Origin of the sequence: Streptomyces sp. NBC_01006 (assembly GCF_045162725.1) — a bacterium.
GTDB lineage: Bacteria > Actinomycetota > Actinomycetes > Streptomycetales > Streptomycetaceae > Streptomyces.
Genome location: NZ_CP108700.1, coordinates 6,323,511 through 6,346,503 on the forward strand (window position 1 = coordinate 6,323,511; position 22,993 = coordinate 6,346,503).

The 22,993-nt window shown below is 73.6% G+C and carries 23 protein-coding genes; 11 read left to right on the forward strand and 12 right to left on the reverse strand.

What is annotated here, in order from left to right; genetic code table 11:
* Positions 1–73 precede the first annotated feature (73 nt).
* Entirely contained in the window at positions 74–1,177 is a 1,104-nt protein-coding gene (hemE, locus tag OG509_RS28815; RefSeq protein ID WP_406185450.1) for a uroporphyrinogen decarboxylase, read from the forward strand.
* A gap of 21 nt (positions 1,178–1,198) precedes the next feature.
* On the opposite strand, the gene OG509_RS28820 is transcribed toward hemE, so the two are convergent.
* Complete coding sequence (locus tag OG509_RS28820; RefSeq protein ID WP_406185452.1) at positions 1,199–2,605, reverse strand: FAD-dependent oxidoreductase; 1,407 nt, start codon at positions 2,603–2,605, stop codon at positions 1,199–1,201.
* A 71-nt stretch (positions 2,606–2,676) separates the two neighbouring features.
* Positions 2,677–3,687: a DUF4349 domain-containing protein gene (locus OG509_RS28825; protein WP_406185453.1), complete on the reverse strand. Its 1,011-nt coding sequence runs from the start codon at positions 3,685–3,687 to the stop codon at positions 2,677–2,679.
* 179 nt (positions 3,688–3,866) lie between these two features.
* Between OG509_RS28825 and hemG the strand changes: the two genes are divergently transcribed.
* Complete coding sequence (gene hemG / locus OG509_RS28830) at positions 3,867–5,321, forward strand: protoporphyrinogen oxidase (RefSeq protein WP_406187711.1); 1,455 nt, start codon at positions 3,867–3,869, stop codon at positions 5,319–5,321.
* 47 nt (positions 5,322–5,368) lie between these two features.
* Positions 5,369–6,082: a hydrogen peroxide-dependent heme synthase gene (gene hemQ / locus OG509_RS28835; protein WP_385587880.1), complete on the forward strand. Its 714-nt coding sequence runs from the start codon at positions 5,369–5,371 to the stop codon at positions 6,080–6,082.
* A 131-nt stretch (positions 6,083–6,213) separates the two neighbouring features.
* Here the strand turns inward: hemQ and OG509_RS28840 are convergent, their stop codons facing one another.
* The 5 genes from OG509_RS28840 to OG509_RS28860 form a co-directional block, all read right to left on the reverse strand.
* Positions 6,214–7,941 (reverse strand): alpha/beta hydrolase, encoded by a 1,728-nt coding sequence (locus OG509_RS28840; RefSeq protein ID WP_406185455.1) that lies wholly within the window; start codon positions 7,939–7,941, stop codon positions 6,214–6,216.
* Between the two features lie 97 nt (positions 7,942–8,038).
* The gene (locus OG509_RS28845) at positions 8,039–8,800 is read right to left on the reverse strand and encodes a TIGR04222 domain-containing membrane protein (RefSeq protein WP_406187712.1); all 762 of its coding nucleotides are present in this window, start codon (positions 8,798–8,800) and stop codon (positions 8,039–8,041) included.
* A 32-nt stretch (positions 8,801–8,832) separates the two neighbouring features.
* Positions 8,833–9,912 carry a TIGR04222 domain-containing membrane protein gene (locus OG509_RS28850; RefSeq protein ID WP_406185457.1) on the reverse strand — a complete coding sequence of 360 codons (1,080 nt, stop codon included), beginning with the start codon at positions 9,910–9,912 and terminating at the stop codon, positions 8,833–8,835.
* The gene (locus OG509_RS28855) at positions 9,909–11,207 is read right to left on the reverse strand and encodes a DUF692 domain-containing protein (RefSeq protein WP_406185458.1); all 1,299 of its coding nucleotides are present in this window, start codon (positions 11,205–11,207) and stop codon (positions 9,909–9,911) included. Before OG509_RS28855 ends, OG509_RS28850 begins: the two co-directional genes overlap by 4 nt.
* Before the next feature lie 130 nt (positions 11,208–11,337).
* The gene (locus OG509_RS28860; RefSeq protein ID WP_406185460.1) at positions 11,338–12,117 is read right to left on the reverse strand and encodes an aminoacyl-tRNA hydrolase; all 780 of its coding nucleotides are present in this window, start codon (positions 12,115–12,117) and stop codon (positions 11,338–11,340) included.
* Between the two features lie 71 nt (positions 12,118–12,188).
* Between OG509_RS28860 and OG509_RS28865 the strand changes: the two genes are divergently transcribed.
* The 4 genes from OG509_RS28865 to OG509_RS28880 are packed head-to-tail and all read left to right on the forward strand — an operon-like array spanning position 12,189 to position 14,546.
* Complete coding sequence (locus tag OG509_RS28865; RefSeq protein WP_406185461.1) at positions 12,189–12,863, forward strand: AIM24 family protein; 675 nt, start codon at positions 12,189–12,191, stop codon at positions 12,861–12,863.
* Positions 12,860–13,675 carry an ATP-binding cassette domain-containing protein gene (locus OG509_RS28870; protein ID WP_406187713.1) on the forward strand — a complete coding sequence of 272 codons (816 nt, stop codon included), beginning with the start codon at positions 12,860–12,862 and terminating at the stop codon, positions 13,673–13,675. Before OG509_RS28865 ends, OG509_RS28870 begins: the two co-directional genes overlap by 4 nt.
* Positions 13,672–14,331, forward strand: a complete 660-nt coding sequence (locus OG509_RS28875) for an ABC transporter (protein ID WP_406185462.1) — start codon at positions 13,672–13,674, stop codon at positions 14,329–14,331. Before OG509_RS28870 ends, OG509_RS28875 begins: the two co-directional genes overlap by 4 nt.
* 14 nt (positions 14,332–14,345) lie before the next feature.
* Entirely contained in the window at positions 14,346–14,546 is a 201-nt protein-coding gene (locus OG509_RS28880) for a hypothetical protein (RefSeq protein ID WP_030154567.1), read from the forward strand.
* 23 nt (positions 14,547–14,569) lie between these two features.
* On the opposite strand, the gene OG509_RS28885 is transcribed toward OG509_RS28880, so the two are convergent.
* From OG509_RS28885 to zapE, 5 genes are all read right to left on the reverse strand, one after another.
* Complete coding sequence (locus OG509_RS28885) at positions 14,570–15,496, reverse strand: polysaccharide deacetylase family protein (protein WP_406185464.1); 927 nt, start codon at positions 15,494–15,496, stop codon at positions 14,570–14,572.
* 84 nt (positions 15,497–15,580) lie between these two features.
* Entirely contained in the window at positions 15,581–16,411 is an 831-nt protein-coding gene (locus OG509_RS28890) for a PPK2 family polyphosphate kinase (RefSeq protein WP_406187714.1), read from the reverse strand.
* 149 nt (positions 16,412–16,560) lie between these two features.
* Positions 16,561–17,901, reverse strand: a complete 1,341-nt coding sequence (locus OG509_RS28895) for an alkaline phosphatase PhoX (RefSeq protein WP_406185466.1) — start codon at positions 17,899–17,901, stop codon at positions 16,561–16,563.
* Between the two features lie 88 nt (positions 17,902–17,989).
* Positions 17,990–18,415, reverse strand: coding sequence for an OsmC family protein (locus OG509_RS28900; RefSeq protein ID WP_385585194.1), 426 nt, complete (start codon positions 18,413–18,415; stop codon positions 17,990–17,992).
* Between the two features lie 72 nt (positions 18,416–18,487).
* Positions 18,488–19,552 (reverse strand): cell division protein ZapE, encoded by a 1,065-nt coding sequence (zapE, locus tag OG509_RS28905; protein WP_406187715.1) that lies wholly within the window; start codon positions 19,550–19,552, stop codon positions 18,488–18,490.
* A gap of 84 nt (positions 19,553–19,636) precedes the next feature.
* On the opposite strand from zapE, the gene OG509_RS28910 reads away from it, so the two are divergent.
* The 4 genes from OG509_RS28910 (at position 19,637) to msrB (ending at position 22,990) form a co-directional block, all read left to right on the forward strand.
* Positions 19,637–20,431: a pyrimidine reductase family protein gene (locus tag OG509_RS28910; RefSeq protein ID WP_406185467.1), complete on the forward strand. Its 795-nt coding sequence runs from the start codon at positions 19,637–19,639 to the stop codon at positions 20,429–20,431.
* 148 nt (positions 20,432–20,579) lie between these two features.
* Positions 20,580–21,047 carry an indole-3-glycerol phosphate synthase gene (locus OG509_RS28915; RefSeq protein ID WP_406185468.1) on the forward strand — a complete coding sequence of 156 codons (468 nt, stop codon included), beginning with the start codon at positions 20,580–20,582 and terminating at the stop codon, positions 21,045–21,047.
* Positions 21,048–21,163: 116 nt separating this feature from the next.
* Positions 21,164–22,561: a UDP-N-acetylmuramate--L-alanine ligase gene (murC, locus tag OG509_RS28920; RefSeq protein WP_406185469.1), complete on the forward strand. Its 1,398-nt coding sequence runs from the start codon at positions 21,164–21,166 to the stop codon at positions 22,559–22,561.
* A 21-nt stretch (positions 22,562–22,582) separates the two neighbouring features.
* Entirely contained in the window at positions 22,583–22,990 is a 408-nt protein-coding gene (gene msrB / locus OG509_RS28925; RefSeq protein WP_406185471.1) for a peptide-methionine (R)-S-oxide reductase MsrB, read from the forward strand.
* The last annotated feature ends 3 nt before the right edge of the window (positions 22,991–22,993 follow it).

The following is a 22,993-nucleotide window of genomic DNA, read 5'->3' on the forward strand; positions in this document are numbered from 1 at the left end:
AACGAGCGTCCGTGCGGCGCAGGGACACCCGCGCCGGGCCGGGCACTTCTTCATACGTGCGAAGATTTGGCGCGTGAGCGCCAACGACCTTCCCCTCGCGCACGGCTCCGCCGGCGCCGGGGAGACCCCTCTCAAGGGCCAGCCGAGTCAGACGTACGATTCCGCCTTCCTGAAGGCGTGCCGGCGGGAGCCGGTGCCGCACACCCCGGTGTGGTTCATGCGGCAGGCCGGGCGCTCGCTCCCCGAGTACCGCAAGGTGCGCCAGGGGACCCAGATGCTGGAGTCGTGCATGCGGCCCGACCTGGTCACGGAGATCACGCTCCAGCCGGTCCGCCGCCACAACGTCGACGCGGCGATCTTCTTCTCCGACATCGTGGTCCCGCTCAAGGCCATCGGCGTCGACCTGGACATCAAGCCGGGCGTCGGCCCCGTCGTCGCCCAGCCGATCCGCCGCCGCGAGGACCTCGCACAGCTGCGCGACCTCACCCCGGAGGACGTCTCGTACGTCACCGAGGCGATCGGCATGCTCACGGGTGAACTCGGCTCCACGCCGTTGATCGGTTTCGCGGGTGCGCCTTTCACCCTCGCGAGCTACCTGGTCGAGGGCGGCCCGTCGAAGAACCACGAGCACACCAAGGCCCTGATGTACGGCGACCCGGAGCTCTGGGCCGACCTGCTGGACCGCCTCGCGGACATCACCTCCGCCTTCCTGAAGGTCCAGATCGAGGCGGGCGCCTCCGCGATCCAGCTCTTCGACTCCTGGGTCGGCGCGCTGGCCCCCGCGGACTACCGCCGCTCGGTGATGCCGGCGTCGGCGAAGGTCCTGGAGTCCGTCGCCTCGTACGGTGTCCCGCGCATCCACTTCGGCGTGGGCACGGGCGAGCTGCTCGGCCTGATGGGCGAGGCCGGCGCGGACGTCATGGGCGTCGACTACCGGGTCGCGCTGGACGAGGCCGCCCGCCGGGTCGGCCCCGGCAAGGCGCTCCAGGGCAACCTGGACCCGGCGGTGCTCTTCTCCACCGAGGAGGCCGTACGGACGAAGACGGACGAGGTCCTCGCGGCCGCCTCCGGCCTGGAGGGCCACATCTTCAACCTCGGCCACGGCGTCCTCCCCACCACCCCCCCGGACGCGCTGACCCGCCTGGTCGACTACGTCCACACGAAGACGGCTCGCTAGCCAGGCACGGCCCAGGGGTCCCTACCCCGCCGCCCGCACCGCCGAGACGGCCTTGCGGGCGGCCACCAGGACGGGGTCCCAGACCGGGGAGAACGGCGGGGCGTAGCCCAGGTCAAGGGATACGACCTGGTCCACCGTCATACCGGCCGTCAAGGCCACCGCCGCGATGTCCACCCGCTTCGCGGAGCCCGCTCCGCCGACGATCTGGACGCCCAGGAGCCGGCCCGTGCGGAGTTCCGCCAGCATCTTCACGGTCATGTCCGCGGCCGTCGGGTAGTAGCCCGCCGTCGTCGTCGAGTTGATCGTCGCCGTCACGAAGCGCAGCCCCGCCGCCAGGGCGTCGCGCTCGCGCAGGCCCGTACGGGCGATCTCCAGGTCGCAGACCTTGCTCACCGCCGTGCCGACCACTCCCGGGAACGTGGCGTAGCCGCCGCCCACGCCAGAACCGATCACCTGGCCGTGCTTGTTGGCGTGCGTGCCCAGCGGGATGTGCCGCATGCGCCCCGCCACCAGGTCCAGGACCTCCACGCAGTCGCCGCCCGACCAGATGTTCTCGTGGCCCCGGACCCGCATCGACAGGTCCGTCAGGATGCCGCCCGACTCGCCGAGCGGCAGCCCCGCCGCGCGGGCCAGGGCCGTACGGGGCTCCACGCCGATGCCGAGCACGACCACGTCCGCCGGGTACTCGTCCCCCGCCGCCGTGGCCACCGCGCGGACCGCGCCCTGATCCTCCGTGAGGATCTTCGTCACCTCGGCGCCCGACACCGTCCGGATCCCCATCCGGTTCATCGCGGAGTGCACCAGAGCGCCCATGTCCGGGTCCAGCGTGGCCATCGGCTGCGCTCCGCGGTGCAGGACCGTGACCTCGTACCCGCGCGCGACCAGCGCCTCCGCCATCTCCACGCCGATGTAGCCGGCGCCGACGACGACCGCCCTGCGGCCCTGCGTACCCTCCGTCCGCTCCAGCCCCTCGGTGAGTTCCAGAGAAGCCATGAGGCGCTGGCCGTCGTCCAGCGTCTGGACCCCGTGCACCCCGTGCGCGCCGATCCCGGGCAGCCGGGGCCGGACCGGCCGGGCGCCCGTGGCCAGGACGAGCTTGTCGTAGCCCGTCCAGGCCTCGGATCCGGAGTCCAGATCGCGGGTGCGGACCCGGCCCCCGGTCAGGTCGAGCTCCACCACCTCCGTGCGCATGCGCAGGTCGATGTCCCGGGCGCGGTGCTCCTCGGGCGTACGGGCGATCAGATCGTCCCGGCCGGGGACCTGGCCGCCGATCCAGTACGGGATCCCGCACGCGGAGTACGAGGTGAAGTGCCCGCGCTCGAAGGCCGTGATCTCCAGCTCCGCCGGGCCCTTGAGCCGCCGGGCCTGTGACGCGGCGGACATCCCCGCCGCGTCCCCGCCGACCACCACCAGTCGTTCCGTCGCCATCGTCCGCCCCGTTCTCCGTACTCCGCGCGTACCGCAGTCTCTGGGGAACACGCTACGGGCGGAACGTGCGTTCAGTCGGAGGCCTCCGTCGTTTCCGTCGAGTCGGCGGGCCGCGCCGCCGGGATCCTCGTCGGCGTCAGGCCCGTCTTCGCCTTCGCCGGGCGCAGCCGCCGGTACGCGCGCAGGCACAGCAGCACCAGCGCGGCCGTCACCGCGAAGGGCAGCACCGCGGCGACCGCCAGGGCCACGTAGCGCACGATCGTCGTGAAGACGTTCCAACCGCCGCGCAGGGCGGACATGAAGGAGGGATCCTCGTCCTTCTTCTCCGCCGGCTTCGGGGCCGGTTCCGAGACCTCCATCGTGATCGTGCCCATCGAGGTCTGGTCCTTCAGTGCCGTCTGCTGCGCGAGCAGCGACTCCAGGTCCGACTGGCGCTTGCTCAGCTCGCTCTCCAGCATCACCACGTCACCGAGCGCGGTGGCCTTGTCCATCATGTCCCGCACCCGGGCCACGCTCGCCTGCTGCGATCTGACCCGGCTGTCGACGTCCGCGACCTTCTCCGTGACGTCCTGCGCCTCGACCTTGCGGCTGAGCAGCCTGCCGCTGCCCTCCATGGCGCCGAGCACCGCGTCGAAGCGGTCGCCCGGCACGCGCAGGGTCAGCGTCGAGGTCATCCGGCCGTCCTCGCCGCGTTTGGTCGACTCGTTGCCCACGTACCCGCCGGCGCCCTCCGCCGCCGTACGGGCCGCCGCCAGGGCCCTCTGCGCGTCCGCCGTCTCCAGGGCGAGCGTGGCCGTACGGATGACGTGCGGGCGTACGGCGGCCGGCTGCTGCCCGTTCTTGGAGGCATCGGAGCCTGTGGACCCGGCGGCGGCCGGGGGAGCGGCCGCCGCCCCCGGCTTGCCCTGGGCCGCGCCCTCCGGGGCGCGGACCACGGCCTTGTCGGCCGAGGCCGAGCCGGCGCCGTCCTGGCCGGCGCCGCACCCGGTGAGCGCGAGCGCCCCGGCCAGGGACAGGCCGGCCAGAACGGCCGCGCCGCGGTGGCGTACAGCGGTGCCTCTGCTGCTGCGGATGGTGCGCATCGGTGGTCCCCCCGACTATCGGCTGATGTCGCCGTTGTGGCGTACGCCGGTGTGACGTACAGGGTCCCGCCGCGGGTTTCGCTCCGGCGGTCCCGGGCCGATCCCGATGCGGTCACGGTCCGGCCTCGGTGATCGTCCGCCGAACGGTCTGAGACGATGTGTCCATGCACGAAGCGGACATGCGTACGGACGGGCGTACGGACGGCACGGCGGCTGGAGTCCCGCCCCGCCACGTCGTCGTCATCGGCGGCGGCATCGCCGGCCTCGCCGCGGCCCACCGGCTGCTCGCCGACGGCCTGCGCGTCACGCTCCTGGAGGCCGGGCCACGCCTCGGCGGCAAGCTGCTCGCCGGCGAACTCGCCGGCGCCCCCGTCGACCTCGGCGCCGAATCCGTGCTCGCCCGCCGCCCCGAAGCCCTGGAGCTGGCCCGGGCCGTGGGCCTCGCCGAAGCCCTCCAGCCGCCCGCCACCGCCACCGCCCACCTGTGGACCCGCGGGGCGCTGCGGCCCATGCCGCGCGGGCACGTCATGGGCGTCCCCGGCGATCTGGCACCGCTCGCCGCCTCCGGGGTGCTCTCCGCCGAGGGCCTGGCCCGCATCGAAGCCGAACGCGAACTGCCGCCCACCGAGATCGGCGAGGACGTCGCCGTCGGCGAGTACGTGGCCGCCCGCCTCGGTCGCGAGGTCGTCGACCGCCTGGTGGAGCCCCTCCTCGGCGGGGTCTACGCCGGCAACGCCTACCGCATCTCCATGCGCGCCGCGGTTCCGCAGCTCTTCGAGGCCGCCCGTACGCACGCCTCGCTGGGCGAGGGCGTACGCGAACTCCAGCAGCGGGCGGCCGCACAGCAGCCCCAGCAGGCCGGGCGCCCCGTCTTCGCCGGCATCGACGGCGGCATCGGACGGCTCCCGCAGGCCGTGGCCGAGGCCTGCCGGGCGGCCGGGGCGCGGATCAGCACCGGTACCCCGGTGCGCGAGCTCCTCCGTACGGCCGGAGGCTGGAGGGTCGTCACCGACGCGGAGGCCGTCGACGCCGACGCCGTGGTCCTGGCCGTACCGGCCGGGCCCGCCGCCCGGCTGCTGGACGGGCTCGCGCCGGCCGCGGCCGCCGAGCTGCGGACCGTCGAGTACGCCTCCATGGCCCTGGTGACGATGGCCTTCCGCCGCTCCGAGCTGCCCGCGGCCATCACCGACGGCGGCGCCAGCGGATTCCTCGTACCGCCCGTCGACGGGCGGACCATCAAGGCCTCCACCTTCTCCAGCAACAAGTGGGCCTGGGCCGGCGCCGACCCCGAGCTCTTCCTGCTGCGCACCTCGGTCGGCCGGTACGGCGACGAGGGCGATCTGGGGCGCGAGGACTCCGAGCTGGTCGACGTCTCGCTGCGCGACCTCGGCGAGGCCGTGGGCCTCGCGGCCCGCCCGGTCGCCTCCACCGTCACCCGCTGGGACGGCGGGCTGCCGCAGTACCCGGTCGGCCACCTCGCCCGCGTGGACCGGATCCGCGGCGCCGTCGCGGCCCTGCCGGGCCTCGCCGTGTGCGGCGCGCTCTACGACGGCGTGGGCATCCCGGCGTGCATCGCCAGCGCCGCCAGGGCCGCCGACGTGGTGAAGGCCATGTTTGCCGGGGTTTGCGCGTAAGGCACCCCTGGCACCGACCACTGATCAGCACACGGGACAATGGACACATGACTGCACCAGAGAAGATTCCCAACGCGGGGAAGAAGGCGAAGGACCTCAACGAGGTCATCCGCTACACCCTGTGGTCCGTCTTCAAGCTGAAGGACGTCCTGCCCGAGGACCGCGCCGGCTACGCCGACGAGGTCCAGGAGCTGTTCGACCAGCTGGCCGCCAAGGACATCACCGTCCGCGGCACCTATGACGTCTCCGGCCTGCGCGCCGACGCGGACGTCATGATCTGGTGGCACGCCGAGACCTCGGACGAACTGCAGACCGCGTACAACCTGTTCCGCCGCACCAAGCTCGGCCGCGCGCTGGAGCCGGTGTGGTCGAACATGGCCCTGCACCGCCCGGCCGAGTTCAACAAGTCGCACATCCCGGCCTTCCTGGCCGACGAGGTCGCGCGCGACTACGTCAGCGTCTACCCGTTCGTGCGCTCGTACGACTGGTACCTGCTGCCCGACGAGGACCGCCGCCGCATGCTCGCGGACCACGGCAAGATGGCCCGCGGCTACCCTGACGTCCGGGCCAACACCGTCGCGTCCTTCTCGCTGGGCGACTACGAGTGGATGCTGGCCTTCGAGGCCGACGAGCTGTACCGCATCGTCGACCTCATGCGTCACCTGCGCGCCTCCGAGGCCCGTATGCACGTCCGTGAAGAAGTGCCCTTCTACACCGGACGCCGCAAGTCCGTCGCCGATCTGGTGGCCGGACTCGCCTGATACCTCCCCTGGGGGGAAGGAACCGGAAGACTGCTCTCTTGACTGGGGAGCGGCCTCCGGTGGATCGGGAGGCTGGTCCGGATGACGGCCTGACCCCCGAAACGACGCAGCCGGAGACCCCGCCCGGAAGTTCAGACGACTGGCGGCAGCAGAGCCCTGGGTACCTTCCCGGGGCCTCTTGCTGCCCGGTCGTCCAGCGACACCGGTGCGGGCTCCGGATGCGGCGCACATGTGACACGCCACCCTGAGGTGTCACCCGTCAGCAAGTACCGCTCCACGTGACGGTCCACGCAGTCATTGCGTCCGCCGACCACTCCGTGGGAGCCGGCCCCCTCCTCCGTGACCAGCGCGGCCTCGGCGCCGAGCCGCCGCTGCAGCTCCAGCGCCCCCGGGTACGGAGTGGCCCCGTCCCGCTCCGCCGCGACGATCAGCGTGCGGGGGAGCGCCGCCGGCTGCGCGCCGCCCCGTACCGGCTGCTCGCCCACCCCCACCGGCTGCTGCCGCTCGTGGACCGGCCAGTACGCGCACGGCAGGTTCAGGAAGGCGTTGGCCCAGGTCTCGAAGGGCGCCCGGCGGGCCAGTTCCGTGTTGTCGCGGTCCCAGGTCTCCCACTCGGCGGGCCAGGCGGCGTCGTTGCACAGCACCGCCGTGTACACCGCCCGCGCGTTCTCGCGCGCGGCCGCCGACTCCGGGTCCGGGCGGGCCTGTTCGGCCAGCGGGCCGGGATCGCCGGCCAGGAAGGCACTGAGCGCGGCCGCCCGCTCCGGCCAGACGTCGTCGTAGTACGCCACCTGGAGGAAGGCGGCCTGGAGCTCGCCGGTCCCGACCGCTCCGCCCGCCGGGGTGCGCGCCACCGCCTCCCGTACGCGCTCGTAGCTCGCCTGCACCGCCTCCGGGGTGGCGCCGAGCCGGTACGTGGAGTGGTGCCGGGCGGCCCAGGCGCGGAAGTCGTACCAGCGCTTCTCGAACCCCGGGGCCTGGTCGAGGTTGTTGACGTACCAGATGCGGCGCGGGTCGGGGTTGACCGCGGAGTCGAGGACCATCCGGCGGACGTGGGCGGGGTGGAGGGTGGCGTAGACCGCGCCCAGGTAGGTGCCGTACGAGGCGCCGAGGAAGGTCAGCTTCTCCTCGCCGAGCGCGGCGCGCAGCACGTGCAGGTCGCGGACGTTGTCGAGCGTCGAGTGGTACGGGAGGGCCGCGCCGGCCCGCTGCGCGCAGCCGCGGGCGTAGGCCCGGGCGGCGGCGACGCGCTGCTGCTTGTACGCGGCGGAGGGATCCGCCGGGACCTGGGTCGGGCCCTTCGCGCGGCCGGCGGGATCCTCGCAGGACAGCGGCGCGGAGCGGCCGACTCCGCGCGGGGCGTAGCCGACGAGGTCGTAGGCGGCGCCGATGCGCTCCCACTCGGGGAGCGCGGCGACGAGCGGGAAGAACATCCCGGAGGCGCCGGGGCCGCCGGGGTTGTAGAGGAGCGCGCCCTGCCGCACCGCGCCGCCGCGCCGGGTCGCGGCGACCCGGCTGACGGTGAGCGGGATCTGCGGCCCGTCGGGCCGCGCGTAATCGAGCGGCACCCGCAGGGTCGCGCACCGAACGGGCGAGGGCAGCTCCTCGACGGCCGGACACGCCCGGAAGTCCAGCCCACCGGTGCCTGCGGCCGCCCCGGCGGCTCGGGCCGCGACGAGTTCCGCGCCCGCGTTCGCGGCGGCTTCCCTTGCCGCGTGGCCCGCGTGGCCCGCGCGCGCCGCGCGGCCGGTGACGTCCGGGCCGGGGGTGGTCGCGTGGGCGCGGGGGTTCGGGATGCACAGGGTGAGGGAGAGGACCGCCGCGGCGACTCCGCAGCGGGCGAGTGGACTCAGCACCATGAGCCGCCTTCATCTCTTCGGATGAAGTGATCAGACGCTCTGGGCGGGGTGCTTGTACAGGACCGCCGACCGGTGTCGGGCGCAATCCCCCCGTTGCCTAGGCGAGTGCCGCCCGTAGGGCGGGATCCGTCAGCACGCGGACGCCGCGCAGCGCCACCGCCGTGAGGGAGTCCCCCTCGTCGCGCTCCCGGTCCAGCGCGACGAGCAGCCGCTGCCCGGCCGGGGAGGCCCACGCGGAGTACGGGTACGTCTCGAAGCGGGTGATGGCCAGGCACCCCAGCGTGAGCAGCAGCGGCAGTGCGAACCAGCACAGGATCACCGCCGCGGTGGTCCCGTCCGCCGGAACGCACAGGGCGGCCGCCGCCAGCGCGGCCACCAGTGCGGCGGCCCGGCGCACGGCCCGGACCCCGCCGGCCACACCGCTGCGGGCGGCGGCCGGCAGTGCGAGCCCCGCCGCGTCGAGCCGGTCCGCGAGGGCCCGTACGGCCTCGTCCCGGGCGGCGGCGCTCCGTACGGCGGCCACCGGAGCCTGCCCGTCCGGCCCGAGCGCGCCGAGCACGGACCGCTCGTGCGGATCCCGCCCCACCGGGTCGACGACGGTCGCCCAGCCGGTGTGGGCCAGCAGCAGCCGGCGCCCGCGCTGCATGGAGAGCAGCGTAAGTTCGGCGACCCGCCGGGGGCCGCCGGCGAGATAGGCGGCCTCGTACAGGTTGAGTTCGTCATGGCGGCGGCCGGCGCCCGCAGCGCCGTCGGGCGGTGCGGGTGCCGCCACCGTGGCCAGGGCGGCGGCCCTCAGCAGGAGGGCGCACGACGCCAGCACCCCTGCCCAGGCCATCAGGAGGAGCAGGACCCAGAACATGGCTGATTCCCACGAGGTGTAGAAGTGCCCGGTCAGGAACTGCTGCTGCCGCAGCTCGAACCGGACGAACTGCTGCAACTCGAACTGCTGCTGGAGCAACTGGAACCACTGGAGCAACTGGAGCCGCTGGAACAACTCGAACCACTGGAGCAGCTGGAGCCGCCCCCGGAGCAACTGGAACCGCTGTTTCCGCAGCTGCCGGAGGAGGAGCCGCCGTCACTGCTCGCGCACCATACGACGGGCAGGACCTCGGCGGAAGACCCGCAGTAGACACCCGAGGACGAGGACGCGGATGAGGAAGAAGACGACGAGGTGGACGACGGCGCACCGCGCCGCGCGCTGCGCGCCTGGGCCGCCGCCAGCCGGGTACCGCGCACGGCCGGCACCAACTGCCCCCGCAGGTAGGGGTCCCGCAGCCCCCGCAGCCCGTACAGGGCCGTCTGCACGTGCGGGGTCTGGTCGTTCATGTAGTGCGTACGGATCTCGCGCAGCGCGGCCCGCCCCGCCGGGGTGAGCCGCTGCCGGGCCCGGGCGGCGAGGACGCATCCCATGACGATCCCGCCCAGCAGCGCCGGGAGCACCTTGAAGACGAACGGCACCTGAGGGCCGGACTGGAGCGCCAGTGCGACGAACGTGAGGGGGAGCGAGGCCACCAGCCACACCGCGCACACCACGACCTGGGCCAGGCCCCAGCGCCGCCACCGCCGCCCGGAACCGGGCACGGCGAGCAGCCCGCGGGCGGCGAGCGCGTCGCCGGTCTCCTGGACGGCGGGGTCGAGCATGGCGGCGTAGCGCACCTGGTAGAGCCAGCCCGACGGCGCCTGCCGCAGGGCTTCGAACACGGCCCGCTCGGCGATGTCGCCCGCCCGCGCCCCGGTCCGCAGCGCCACGATCCCCGGACCGCCGACCACGAGCCGGCCGTCGCCGAGCAGCGAGACGAGCGCGCTGTCCACGACCGCGCCGGGGCCGCCGGCCATGAACGCGGCCTCGGACAGGTCGTGCAGGCGCGGCGCCGGAAGGACCGGCCGCGGCCGGGAGCGCCGTACGCCGAGGAACAGCAGGAGGGTGGAGACGATGACGCCGACCCAGATCGCGAAGGCGAGGACGTTCATGCCGCACGCCCCACGAGCGTCCGGGCCCAGCGCACGATCCGGCGCGGCGGCCGCGCCCCGACCCGGTCCTGCCACCAGGAGGTGAGCCGGCGCCGGTCGGCGGGGTCGGCGGGCAGGTCCCGGATCAGCAGGTGCTCGGCGAAGTCGAGGGCGTCCCTCCGGTATCCGGCGGTCATGGGCCGGTTGCGGGCGTACGCGAGGAAGGCCTCGCGGTACGTGCCCTCACCGCCCAGGATCCCGGGCAGCTCGGGCGCCAGCTTCGCGACGACCCCGGCCCGCTTGGCGGCCAGCGCCCGCGACTGCACCCGTACGCGCTGCCGGTCGAATCCCTCGGGCACGGGAGTCCCCGCCACGAGCGCCGACAACAGCGCGGCCTGCTCCACCCCGACGCTCGTCCGGGCCCGCTCATCCGGCCCCGCGGGCGTTCGAGGCGCCGGCGGGAGGGCCAGGCGAACGGGGGAGGGGCGGGCAGCGGACACCTCGGGGCCCACCACCCCCCGGATGACGGCGAGTTCCCCGGCCAGCTCGGCCTCGGCCGGAAAGTCGTCGTCCCGCTCCAGCAGCACACCGGGAGGGGCGACCCGCTTCCGCAGCTCCGCCAGGATGTCCAGCACCACCGCCGGCACCGGATGCGCATGCGTGTCGTGCCACACCCCGTCCCGCTCCACGCCCCCGGCGACATGCACGTACGCCAGCGCCTCCAGCGGGATCGCGTCCAGCACGGCGAACGGGTCCTCGCCCCGGTTCACCCGGTTCGTGTGCAGGTTGGCGACGTCGATCAGCAGCCGCACCCCCGTCCGCTCCACCAGCTCCGTCAGGAACTGCCCCTCCGTCAGCTCCTCCCCGGGCCACGAGACCAGTGCGGCGATGTTCTCCAGGGCCAGCGGCACCGGCAGCGCGTCCTGCGCGATCCGGACGTTCTCGCACAGCACGTCCAGGGCGTCCCGCGTCCGCTGCACCGGCAGCAGGTGCCCCGCCTCCAGCGCCGGCGAGGCCGTCCGTACGAACGCGATGTGCTCGGTGACCAGCGGCGCCCCCAGCGCCACCGCCCGCTCCCCGAGGGCGGCCAGCTTCGCGGCGTCGGGCCGCTCGGCGCCGCCGAGGCCCAGCGAGACCCCGTGCGGTACGACGCGCACCCCGCGCTCGCGCAGCCGCAGCAGCGAGGCGGGCAGGTGGCCGGGGCAGATGTTCTCGGCCACCACCTCGACCCAGTCCAGGCCCGGCAGCCGCTCCACCGCGTCAGCGATCTCCGGCCGCCATCCGATGCCCACCCCCAGGTGCGCCATGGTCTTCATGTCCCCTCGCCCCCTCTCATCGGTCGTGTGCCGATGTGATGGCCCCGACGCAGTCGCGCCAATCGCGGAGAGGGACGTTCAGAGCAACATTTGAGGTTCCCGGCCAGCCCCGTCAGTCGCGTCAGTCGCGTCAGCCCGTCACACCGCCACCCAGCCGGGCACGCAGTGACGGGTGGTCGGAGACCACTGTTGCCGAGCCGGGTGCGATCTCGGTGAATCCGGCGTCCCGGACCACCGGCAGCCCGCTCCCGCTGAGCTCGGCCCACCGCTCGCGCGGGGCCGTCCGTACGGCCAGCCGGAAACCGGAATCCTGCCAGGCGGTGCGCTCGGCGCCGGTCAGCTCCCACCAGGCCAGCTGCGCGGCGTGCCCGGCCTGGGCCATCGCCTTGCCGGCGGACATCTCCAGGTCCGGGTTGAGCCACAGCACCGGAATCCCGGGCGCGGCCGCGGCGACCGGCTCCGGGTCGTCCAGGTCGGTCCCCGAGACCTGGAGCTTCGCGAGCTCCTTGGGCCAGCCGTCCAACGGCACCGGCGGGAAGACCCGTACCTCCGCCGTGTCACCGTGCACCGTGACACCGGGCAGGGTCCCGGCCTTGCGCCACTCCGCCCCACGCGCCCGCCGCACCACCTTCCGGATCCGCGCGTCCTGCCAGTCCCGGACCGCCCCGGCCCACTCGCCCTCGCCGTCCCCCTCGCCCTGCGCCCGTTCGTCGGTCAGCAGGACCAGCACGGCCCGGGCCGCCGTCTCCAGCGCGTCCGTCCGGGCGGGCGGCTGCGCCTTCTCGATCCGCACGACCAGCGGCAGCACGAACTGCGGCGCCTCGTCGCGCGCGATGCGCTCCTGCCGGAACGGGCTGTCCGCCCCCACCGCAGGTACGTCTGAAGTGTGGTTCTGGTGCTGGCTGCTCATCCCGCCAAGGATGCCAGGCTCCGCCTTCAGGATGACGCTGAGGGGGCCCCGGCCGGGCGAGGATCGAGCTCATGAAGAGCGACCTTTTCGCGTCCGAGAACCTGGCCCAGCCCGCCGCGGCTCCGGGCATGACCCTGCAGAACGCCAAATCCGTGAAGTACACCGTCAACGGTGAAATGATCGCCCGCCAGGGCTCGATGGTCGCCTTCCGGGGGAACCTGCAGTTCGAGCGCAAGGGCCAGGGCATAGGCGGCATGCTCAAGCGCGCCGTCACCGGCGAGGGCCTCGCGCTGATGTCCGTACGCGGGCAGGGCGAGGCTTGGTTCGCGCACCAGGCCGGCCACTGCTTCATCATCGACTTCGAGCCCGGCGACTCCCTGACGATCAACGGCCGCAACGTGCTCTGCTTCGACCCGACGCTCGCCTACGAGATAAAGATGGTGAAGGGCGGCGGCATGACCGGCGGCGGCCTCTTCAACAGCCTCTTCACCGGTACCGGGAAGCTCGCCCTGGTCTGCGACGGCCACCCGATCATCATCCCGGTCACGGCGCAGAACCCCGTGTACGTGGACACCGACGCGGTGGTCGGCTGGAGCGCCCAGCTGGAGACGGGCCTGCACCGCTCCCAGTCGGTCGGCTCGATGATCCGAGGCGGCTCCGGCGAGGCCGTCCAGCTGATGCTGCGCGGCGAGGGCTTCGTCATCGTCCGCCCCAGCGAGCTGACCGAGACGGCGGCGGCCCACTGAAACTCACTGGTGTGGGCCGCCGCTACGGTTTGCGGCGGCCCTGGGTGCTGCGCGGGGTCGCGTTGGACCTGCCGCCCGGCGTGCTCGTCCGTATCGAAGGCCGCAACGGCGGCGGAAAGTCCACCCTGCTGCGGATCATCGCGGGGATCGACACCCCGTCCGAGGGGCGGATCACGGGGCGGCCGCGCCGCACGGCGTACGTGCCCGAGCGCTTCCCGGCAGCGCTGCCGCTGACCGCGACGGCCTACCTGACCCACATGGGCCGGGTGCACGGCCTCGCGCGCTCGCAGGCGGCGGACCGGGCGGCCCACTGGCTGGCGCGGTTCGGGGCCGCCGCCTACGTGCACACCCCGCTGGCCGAACTCTCCAAGGGCAGCAGCCAGAAGGTGGCCGTCGCCCAGGCGCTGCTGGCCGAGCCCGGGCTGCTCGTCCTCGACGAGGCCTGGACCGGGCTCGACACCGCCGCCCGCGCCGAGCTGGACCGGGCCGTCGCCGAGCGGACCGCCGCCGGGGGCACCGTGGTCTTCGTCGACCACGACCCGGCGCGGCTCGCCGGTGCGGCCGACGCGCACCACCGGGTCGAGGGGGCCGCGCTGGTTCCCGCACGGGAGCCGGCCGACGCGGGGGCGTACGTACGGATCGAGGCCGCCGGGCCGCCGGGCGCCGAGCCGCCCCCGGGGCTGGCCGCCGCGCCCGCGCCCGGCGGGGGCCTGCTGCTGACGGTGCCCGCCGCCCGCTCCGACGCGGTGCTGCGCGAACTGCTCACCGCGCCCGCGCCCTGGCACATCCGCGCCGTGGAGGAACTGCCGTGACCGGCTTGCTGCGTTACCAGAGCGCGCTGCTGCTGCGCTCCCAGCGGTGGATCGCCCCGCTCCTCCTGTACGCGGCCTTCCTGGCCGCCGGGGTGCGGCCGGGCGACCCGCTGCTGGACTCGCTGGGCTTCGCGGCCGCCGGGCTGGTGCCGATCACGGCCTGGCTGGTCCGGGTCTGCGTGACCAACGAGCCCGACGCCGCCCGCGACTGCGCGGCCGCCGCGGCCGGTCCCGTACGGGTGCACGCGGCGGCTCTGCTCACCGCGCTGGGCGGGGCGCTGCTCGCGGGGGCCGTGGGCACGGCGGCCGTGCTGCTGATCGGTGACTCCGGCCGGGCGGAACACGTGGAACCGGAGCCTGCCGCCGTGGCCGGGGTGCTGGCGGCCCTCGCGTGTGCGCTGACCGGCGCGGCCGTGGGGGCGCTGTGCAGCAGGCCGCTGCTGCGCTCGACGGGGGTCGCGGTGCTGGCGGGCGGCCTGGGCTCCCTGCTGGCCTGGGGCGTGTCCGGCTCCCCGGCGCGCAGCGCGGTGACCGCGCTGGTGGAGGGTTCCCGGGCGCACGCCGTGACGCTGCCGGTTGCGCCCTTCGCGGGGGCGCTGGTGCTGGCCTGCGGGGCCGGTGCCGTGGCCTGCCTCGTCAGCACGCGGCGGGGCTGAGTACGCTCGGAGGCATGGACGAAGTGGACGCGCCGGCCGGAACCGAGTCGTACTGCCCAGCCCCGGCGGCGCCCGCCGGGCGGGTGGCCGGGCCGCCGTACGCGGACTGTGTGGAGTGCGGCAAGCCCACCGAGTACGGGGTCGCGACCCCGGGCCGGGTGCTCTGCCCGGTGTGCGAGTGGCAGGACGCGCAGCGCTCGGCCTGCTCCGGCTGAGGCCGCGCCACCGCCCCCCCGGCCTACTTCCCGATGAGCTCGGAGACCTTGACGAAGCGGTAGCCGCGCTTGCGCAGCTCCGGGACGATCTTCTGGATGGCCTCCTCGGTGACGGGGGCCGCGCTGCGCGTGCAGTGCATGACCGCCACCGAGCCCGGCTTCACCCCGGTGAGGACCTGCTCGGCCACCGCGTCCGGATCCTTGGCGAAGGCGTCCCCGCTGACCACGTCCCACTGGACGGCCGTGACCTTGGCCGTGGAGATGGCCCGCAGCGCCTGGTCGTCGTAGCAGCCGCCGGGGAAGCGGAAGTACGGGACGGTGTTGACCGCGCCGGCCGTACGGAAAGCGGCGGAGGCCCGGTCCACATCGGCCCGGGCGGCGGCCGCGTCGAGCGCGGGGAGCCCGTAGCAGGGGGACGTGAAGGCGTGGTGGCTGTACGAGTGGTTCGCGATCTCGAAGTTCGGGTCGGTGCCGATGGCCTTGGCCTGGTCCGGGTACTCCTCGGCCCAGCGGCCGGTCATGAAGATCGTCGAGGGCACCTTGAGCGTGCGCAGGGTCGCGATGAGCTGGGGGTTGTCGAAGTGCTCCCCGCCTGCGGCGCGCGGCCCCTGATCGGAGGTCATATCGGCGTCGAAGGTCAGCGCGACGGTCTTGTCGGTCTGCTGCTTCGCCCGTTCGAAGACCGGGGTCAGGCCGTTCGGGCCGGGCGCCAGGGTCGGGGCCTTGGCGGGCGGCGGGGCTGCGGCCGGGGAGGAGCCGGCCGCCTGCGGGGCGGCGGCCGAGGCGCCGGAGGACGGCGGAGCGGAGGCCCCGGGGGTGCCCATACGGGCGGCCTGGTTGCCGGAGCCGGAGCCGGAGGTGCCGCTGCCGCCCCCGCATCCGGCGAGGGCGGTGCAGAGAGCGGCACTGAGGGCGGCCGCGACCGCCACATTGCGCACAGAAAGGGTCACGGACGCAAAATATATGACCATCTGCCAAGCGGACCGCAGCGGCGCCGGGGCAGGCATACGAATCGCCCGCCCGTGTGACGGGCATCAGGTCCGCAGCAGCCGCCTGCGGCCCTCCTCCACGTCGAAACCGGCCGCGGGATAGCGCGGATCCAGCTCCTCCAGATGCTCCAGGAGCAGCTTGCTGATCGCCCAGTTGCGGTACCACTTCCGCTCCGCGGGGACGACGTACCAGGGCGCGGCGTCGATGGAGCAGCGCTGCAGGGCCAACTCGTAGGCGTGCCGGTACTCGGGCCACAGGCCGCGCTCGTCGATGTCGCCCGGGTCGAACTTCCAGTGCTTGTCGGGGTTGTCGAGCCGCTCCAGCAGCCGCTTGCGCTGCTCCTCGTAGCCGATGTGGAGGAAGATCTTCACCAGGGTGACGCCGTCGTCCGCGAGGGACTGCTCGAAGCGGTTGATCTGGGCGTAGCGGCGGTTCAGCTGACTGCGCGACACCAGCTCGCGGACGCGGGCGATGAGGACGTCCTCGTAGTGCGAGCGGTCGAAGATGCCGATCTCACCCGGTACGGGCAGGGCCTTCCTGATGCGCCAGAGGAAGGGGTGCCCCAGCTCCTCCTGCGTGGGCGCCTTGAACGACCGGATCCGGCAGCCGGAGGGGTTGAACAGGCCGATCACGTGCTTCACCGTGCCGCCCTTGCCGCTGGTGTCCATGCCCTGCAGGACGAGCAGGACGCGGCGGCGGTCGCCCGCGGTGCTCGCCGCGTACATCCGTTCCTGGAGGGAGGCCAGCGGTTCGGCCAGCTGCGCGGTGGCGGCGAGACCGGCGGCCTTGCCGGCCGGGCCGGCGGGGGCCGCGGCGGGGTCGAAGGCGCCGAGGTCGAGGCGTTCACCGGCGGGGGCGCGCAGCAGCGGGCGCAGGGGGGTGTCCTTCTTCTTGTCGTTCTTGTCGTTCTTGTCGTTCTTGTTCTTCTTGCTCTCCTTGGCCACCGCCGCCACCTACCCCGATCCGGTCGATTCCTCCGATCCTCCGTCACGTCGGACGGAGTCGCGAGGGCACGGCCGCCGGGTCAGTGCCAGGGGCCCGTCACGGCGAAGGTGGTCCCCGGGGTGTAGGCGTTGACGTACATCGTCCGGCCGTCGGGGGAGAAGGTGACCCCGGCGAACTCGCCCCACTCCGGGGCCCCGGGCCGGCCGATGTCGTCGGCGTTGCGGGCCATCGGGTAGACCTCGCCGCCCGGCGTGATGCCGAAGACGTACTGGGCCCCGCCGCCGTCCTCGCACACCATCAGGCCGCCGTCCGGGGCCAGGCAGATGTTGTCGGGGGAGTCCCCGGGCAGCTGGATGTCGGTGGCCGGGCCGAAGAGCACGTCCAGGCGGATCGTGGAGCGCCGCGGGTCGTGGAACCAGACCTGCCCGTGGTGGTCGGCGGGCGCGCCTTCGAGGCGGCGGGCGTAGCTGGAGACGAAGTGGACGCCGCCGTCGCCCCAGTAGCAGCCCTCCAGCTTCTGGGCGTGGGTGATCCCGCCCGGCCCGAAGTCCTGGAACCGGATGGGGGTCCCGGCCGCCGAGGGGTCCGGTACGGGGACCCACTCGACCGCGAACTCGGCGCCGGGCTCGTCCACGACGGAGAGGTCGGCCAGTCCCGGGACGCGCATGGCGTGGAGGGCGCCCCCGGCGCGCAGGGAGCCGGGGCCGGCGAGGGGCTGCGCGGGCAGGAACCGGTAGAAGAGCCCGAAGGGCTCGATGAAGGCGTCCTCGGTCTCGTAGACGGTCCCGCGGTACGGGTCGACGGCGACGGCCTCGTGCGCGAAGCGGCCCATCGCGGTGAGCGGGACGGCGCCGGAGCGGTGCGGGTCGGCGGGGTCGACCTCGAAGACGTAGCCGTGGTCCTTGGTGTAACCGGAGGTCCCGGCGCGGTCCTCGGTCTCCTCGCAGCTGAGCCAGGTGTTCCAGGGGGTACGGCCGCCCGCGCAGTTGACGGCCGTGCCGGCGAGGGCGACGCGCTCGGCGGTGACGCCGCCGCCGGGGTCGAGGTCGAGCAGGGTGCAGCCGCCGAGGGCGTGGGGATCGTACGTGAGGCCGTCTACGGCGGGGACGCGGAGGGCGGCGGTGGTGCGGTTCTCGTGGTTGCGGACGAGACGGACACGGCCGGAGCCCGCGTCGAAGGCGGCCATGCCGTCGCAGTTGGCCGGTACGGGCCCTTCGCCGGAGCGGAGGGGGTCGCCGGCGCGGGAGAGCACGCGGTAGCGGAAGCCGGCGGGGAGATCGAGGAGCCCGTGGGGGTCGGGGAGCAGCGGGCCGTACCCCTGGCGGGGCGGCGGGAGGGCGCGGGAGCTGCCGGCGAAGAGGGAGCCGAGGGCTCCGCTGAAGGCGACTCCGGTGAGCAGGGTGCGGCGGGTGACGGACATCGGCGGCTCCCGGGGCGAGGGGGGTGACGGGCCCGTGTTACCACGTGCCCCGGCCCCCCTCCCCCGAACGCGCCGAGCTCGAAGACTGTTAGATCAGCTCCGCGCTCAGGGTGATCGTCGTACCCGTCAGGGCCTGGCTGACCGGGCAGTTCTTCTTCGCGTCCTCGGCCGCGGCGGCGAAGCCCTCGGCGTCCAGGCCGGGGACCTCGGCGCGCACCGTCAGGTGGATGCCGGTGATGCCCTCGCCCGGCTGGAAGGTCACGTCGGCCTTGGTCTCCACCCGGGTGGGCGGGGTGCCGGCGCCGTCGAGGCCGTGCGAGAGGGCCATCGAGTAGCAGCTGGAGTGCGCGGCGGCGATCAGCTCTTCCGGGCTGGTCTTGCCGTTCGCGGCCTCGGCGCGCGAGGGCCAGGAGACGTCGAACGAACCCCGACCCGAGGAGTCGAGGGTGACGACGCCGGAACCCTTGAGCAGGTTGCCTTCCCAGTCGGTGTGCGCGGTACGCGTGGTGGCCATCGTGGATCCCTTCGGAGGAAGTGGGGAACTGCCGGACCGTCCCGCTGACGGGTCGGGCCGGCGTCCCCAAACCTACTGGGACACCAGGGGTTTCGCGTCGCGTGCCAGTGCGGTGAGCCTTGAGATGGCCCGGAAGTACTTCTTGCGGTAGCCGCCGTTCAGCATTTCTTCACTGAACAGCCGGTCGAAGGGGACTCCCGACGCCAGGACCGGTATCTCCCGGTCGTACAGCCGGTCCGCCAGGACCACGAGCCGCAGCGCCGTCGACTGGTCCGGGACCGGTCCGACGCCGGTCAGGCAGACCGCCGATATGCCGTCCGTGAGGGCGCCGTACCGGCTGGGGTGGACCCGGGCCAAGTGCTCCAGCAGACCCGGGAAGTCGTCGAGGCTCGCGCCCTCGGTCGCGTACGCGGCCTTCGTCACCTGCTCGTCCGAGAACGGAGCCGGCGCCTCCGGCAGGCCGCGGTGGCGGTAGTCCTGGCCGTCGATGCGCAGCGGGCGGAAGTGCGCCGAGAGGCCCTGGATCTCGCGCAGGAAGTCCGCGGCGGCGAACCGGCCCTCGCCGAGCTTGCCGGGCAGGGTGTTGGAGGTGGCGGCCAGCGCCACGCCCTGCTCGACCAGCCGGCTCAGCAGCGAGGAGACGAGGACCGTGTCGCCCGGGTCGTCCAGTTCGAACTCGTCGATGCACAGGAGGCGGTGGCCGCCCAGGGTCTGGACCGTCTGCTGGAAGCCGAGCGCGCCGACCAGGTTGGTCAGTTCCACGAAGGTGCCGAAGGCCTTGAGCGCGGGCTCGGCCGGGGTGGCGTGCCAGAGGGAGGCCAGCAGGTGCGTCTTGCCGACGCCGTAGCCGCCGTCGAGGTAGACCCCGCGCGGGGCGGTGGACACCGGGGCCTTCTTCGCGAACCAGCGGCGCTTGCCGCCGCCGCTCGCGTGGGATCCGCCCAGCCCGGCGGCGAAGCCGCTGAGCACGGTGACGGCCTCGGACTGGCTCGGCTGACCGGGGTCCGGGTCGTACGTGTCGAAGCGCACCGAGTCGAATCGCGGCGGCGGCACCATCTCGGCCACCAGCCGCTCGGCGGGCACCCGCGGCTCGCGGGCGCACAGGGCCTGCGGGCCGGCGTCGGCCGGGTCGGCTATCGGGGGTCGCCCGTAGGTGGATCCGGAGGTGGAGAGTGATGTTGACACAGCTCTTAACTCTACGGGGCGTGGCACACTGCACCGATGCGACGCCTGTTCCCTGTGACCGATCAGACATCGGCCGACCAGACATCAGCCTCCGCGGACCGCAGTGACCGCGAGTGGTCGCTGGACGAGCTGGCGGAGGCGTACGCGTACCCCGCGTTCGGCCCGGAGGGCCACTGGCTGCGCGCCAACATGGTCTCCACCCTGGACGGCGCGGCCCAGCACGACGGGCGCTCGCAGCCGATCTCCAGCGAGACCGACATGCGGATCTTCGGCACCCTGCGGGCGCTGGCCGACGTGGTGGTCGTCGGCGCCGAAACGGTTCGCCAGGAGGGGTACCGCCCGGCCCGGGCCCGGGAGGCCTTCGCGGCCCGGCGCGCGGCCGCCGGGCAGGGCCCCGCGCCCGCCATCGCGGTGGTCACGGCCAGCCTGGACCTGGACTTCTCCCTGCCGCTGTTCACCTCCCCCCTGGTGCCGACCCTCGTGGTGACCGGCGCGGCCGCACCCGCCGAACGGGTGGCGGCGGCCGCCGCGGCCGGGGCCGAGGTCGTACTTGCGGGCGACGGAGCGGCCGTGGATCCGGCCCGGATCGTGACGGAGCTCGCCGCCCGGGGGCTGCGCCGCCAGCTCACGGAGGGCGGGCCCCGGCTGCTGGGGCAGTTCGTGGCCGCCGACGCCCTGGACGAGCTGTGCCTGACGATCTCGCCGATGCTGGCCGCGGGCGGGGCCCAGCGCATCTCCGGAGGGCCCCCCGTGGCCGTCCCGCACCGGCTGGCGCCCGCCTCCCTACTGGAAGAGGCCGGGTTCCTCTACACGAGCTACCGTCGGATCTGACAAGGGGCGGAATTTGTTGTTCCGCTTAGCTTCCGGTGGGCACATACCTGGGCAGATAGATCCACGCAGGGCCCCGTGTGAGAGCGGGGCAGGATGGTTTCCGCAGGGGCCGGCCGACCGGCCCCGGCCCATGAAGGAGAGGGCGTCCGTGTTCACGAGCGTATTGATGATCGAGCAGCCGCTGACCAGCGTCGACGTGGACTTCGTCACCAGCCTCCACGGGGACGACCCGGTCTCCTTCCTCGTCCTCATGCAGCCCCGGGGCGACCAGGACCGGCTGCTGCGCGCCATCGACGACGTGGCACTCGGCGAGCTCCCCGAGGCGCTCCGCGAGGCCGACGTACCCGAGGGTCACGCCGCCCGCGGCCCGGCCGAGCAGGCCCTCGTCCTCTCCCTGGAGGCCCTGCGCAAGAAGGGCGCCAAGGCCAGCGGGCAGATCATCGAGGACCACCCGCTCGACAAACTCAAGGAAGTCGTGGAGGAGTCGAACGCCGACGAGGTGATCGTCCTGACCGCCCCGCACTTCGTCGAGGAGTTCTTCCACCGCGACTGGGCCTCCCGCGCGCGCCACAAGGTCGGGGTTCCGGTGCTCAAGCTCTTCGCCCACAACGAATAGGCTGGCGTCCGACACACGCGCCGGGGCGACGGGCGGGACGACAGTCCGCACGCCGCACCCCGCCGCCAATCGACCCGTACCACTCCGTACCGACCCGCACCCTGGGGAGATCCCGTATGACGCCGCCCGGCCTGCCGAACGCCATGGAACGTCCGCACTTCATCGGCATCGGCGGCGCCGGGATGTCCGGCATCGCGAAGATCCTCGCCCAGCGCGGCGCGCAGGTCGCCGGCAGTGACGCCAAGGACTCCGAGACCGCCCAGGCGCTGCGCGCCCACGGCGCGACGGTCCACATCGGGCACGCGGCCGAGCACCTCGCCTCCGACGCCACCTGCGTCGTCGTCTCCAGCGCCATCCGCGCCGACAACCCGGAGCTGGCGCGCGCCGCCGAGCTCGGCGTCCCCGTCGTGCACCGCTCCGACGCCCTGGCCGGCCTGATGGACGGCCTGCGGCCGATCGCGGTCGCCGGTACGCACGGCAAGACCACCACCACCTCGATGCTGGCGGTGTCCCTGTCGGCCCTGGGCCTGGACCCCTCGTACGCCATCGGCGGGGACCTGGACGCCCCCGGCTCCAACGCCCACCACGGCGAGGGCGACATCTTCGTGGCGGAGGCGGACGAGAGCGACCGCAGCTTCCACAAGTACACCCCGCAGGTCGCGATCATCCTCAACGCGGAGCTCGACCACCACGCGAACTACGCGTCGATGGACGAGATCTACGAGTCCTTCGAGACCTTCGTCGGCAAGATCGTGCCCGGCGGCACCCTGGTCGTCGCCCACGGCCAGGAGGGCGCAGCCGAGATCGCCGCCCGGGTCCGCGGCACCGAGGACCTCGACGTCGTCACGTACGGCGAGGAGGAGGGCGCCGACGTCCGGATCACGAAGATCACCCCGCGCGGTCTGAGCAGCGAGGTCACCGTGGTCATCGACGGCCGGATGCTCACCTTCACCGTCTCCGTGCCCGGCCGCCACTACGCGCACAACGCCGTCGCCGCGCTCGCCGCCGGCGTCGCCCTCGGCATCCCGGTGCACAACCTGGCCTCCGCCCTCGGCAAGTACACCGGCGTCAAGCGCCGCCTCCAGCTCAAGGGCGAGGCCTCGGGCGTGCAGGTCATCGACTCCTACGCGCACCACCCGACCGAGATGACCGCCGACCTGGAGGCCATCCGCGGCGCCGCCGGGGACTCCCGCATCCTGGTCGTCTTCCAGCCGCACCTCTTCTCCCGCACCCAGGAGCTGGGCAAGGAGATGGGCCAGGCCCTCGCCCTCGCCGACTCCGCCGTGGTCCTCGACATCTACCCGGCCCGCGAGGACCCGATCCCCGGCATCACCAGCGAGATCATCATCGCGGCCGCCCGCAGCGCCGGCGCCGACGTCACCGCCGAGCACGACAAGGCCGAGGTCGCCGACGTCATCGCGGGAATGGCGAAGCCCGGTGATCTCGTTCTCACCATGGGCGCGGGCGACGTCACGGACCTCGGTCCGGCGATCCTCGCCCGCCTGACGGACTGAGAACGAGGGAGCGGGAGAGTCATGTCGTACGAGGTCGAGAAGACGGACGAGCAGTGGCAGGCGGAGCTGACGCCGGCCGAGTACCAGGTGCTGCGCCTGGCCGGCACCGAGCCGGCCTTCCGCGGTGAGTACACCGACACCAAGACGGAGGGCGTCTACTCCTGTCGCGCCTGCGGCTCCGAGCTCTTCCGCTCCACCGAGAAGTTCGAGTCGCACTGCGGCTGGCCGTCCTTCTTCGACCCGAAGGACTCCGACGCCGTCGAGCTGAAGGCGGACGTCTCGCACGGAATGGTCCGCACCGAGGTCCTCTGCGCGAAGTGCGGCTCCCACCTCGGGCACGTGTTCGAGGGCGAGGGCTACCCCACCCCCACCGACCAGCGCTACTGCATCAACTCCATCTCGCTCCGGCTGACCCCCGACGAGGGCTGACAC

What these genes read in the sequence shown, in the direction of transcription:
- OG509_RS28820 (WP_406185452.1), bottom strand. Translation starts at nt 2,605, where the DNA reads ATGGCGACGGAACGACTGGTGGTGGTCGGCGGGGACGCGGCGGGGATG.
- OG509_RS28825 (WP_406185453.1), bottom strand. Translation starts at nt 3,687, where the DNA reads ATGCGCACCATCCGCAGCAGCAGAGGCACCGCTGTACGCCACCGCGGC.
- hemG (WP_406187711.1), top strand. Translation starts at nt 3,867, where the DNA reads ATGCGTACGGACGGGCGTACGGACGGCACGGCGGCTGGAGTCCCGCCC.
- hemQ (WP_385587880.1), top strand. Translation starts at nt 5,369, where the DNA reads ATGACTGCACCAGAGAAGATTCCCAACGCGGGGAAGAAGGCGAAGGAC.
- OG509_RS28840 (WP_406185455.1), bottom strand. Translation starts at nt 7,941, where the DNA reads ATGGTGCTGAGTCCACTCGCCCGCTGCGGAGTCGCCGCGGCGGTCCTC.
- OG509_RS28845 (WP_406187712.1), bottom strand. Translation starts at nt 8,800, where the DNA reads ATGTTCTGGGTCCTGCTCCTCCTGATGGCCTGGGCAGGGGTGCTGGCG.
- OG509_RS28850 (WP_406185457.1), bottom strand. Translation starts at nt 9,912, where the DNA reads ATGAACGTCCTCGCCTTCGCGATCTGGGTCGGCGTCATCGTCTCCACC.
- OG509_RS28855 (WP_406185458.1), bottom strand. Translation starts at nt 11,207, where the DNA reads ATGAAGACCATGGCGCACCTGGGGGTGGGCATCGGATGGCGGCCGGAG.
- OG509_RS28860 (WP_406185460.1), bottom strand. Translation starts at nt 12,117, where the DNA reads ATGAGCAGCCAGCACCAGAACCACACTTCAGACGTACCTGCGGTGGGG.
- OG509_RS28865 (WP_406185461.1), top strand. Translation starts at nt 12,189, where the DNA reads ATGAAGAGCGACCTTTTCGCGTCCGAGAACCTGGCCCAGCCCGCCGCG.
- OG509_RS28880 (WP_030154567.1), top strand. Translation starts at nt 14,346, where the DNA reads ATGGACGAAGTGGACGCGCCGGCCGGAACCGAGTCGTACTGCCCAGCC.
- OG509_RS28895 (WP_406185466.1), bottom strand. Translation starts at nt 17,901, where the DNA reads ATGTCCGTCACCCGCCGCACCCTGCTCACCGGAGTCGCCTTCAGCGGA.
- OG509_RS28900 (WP_385585194.1), bottom strand. Translation starts at nt 18,415, where the DNA reads ATGGCCACCACGCGTACCGCGCACACCGACTGGGAAGGCAACCTGCTC.
- OG509_RS28910 (WP_406185467.1), top strand. Translation starts at nt 19,637, where the DNA reads ATGCGACGCCTGTTCCCTGTGACCGATCAGACATCGGCCGACCAGACA.
- murC (WP_406185469.1), top strand. Translation starts at nt 21,164, where the DNA reads ATGACGCCGCCCGGCCTGCCGAACGCCATGGAACGTCCGCACTTCATC.
- msrB (WP_406185471.1), top strand. Translation starts at nt 22,583, where the DNA reads ATGTCGTACGAGGTCGAGAAGACGGACGAGCAGTGGCAGGCGGAGCTG.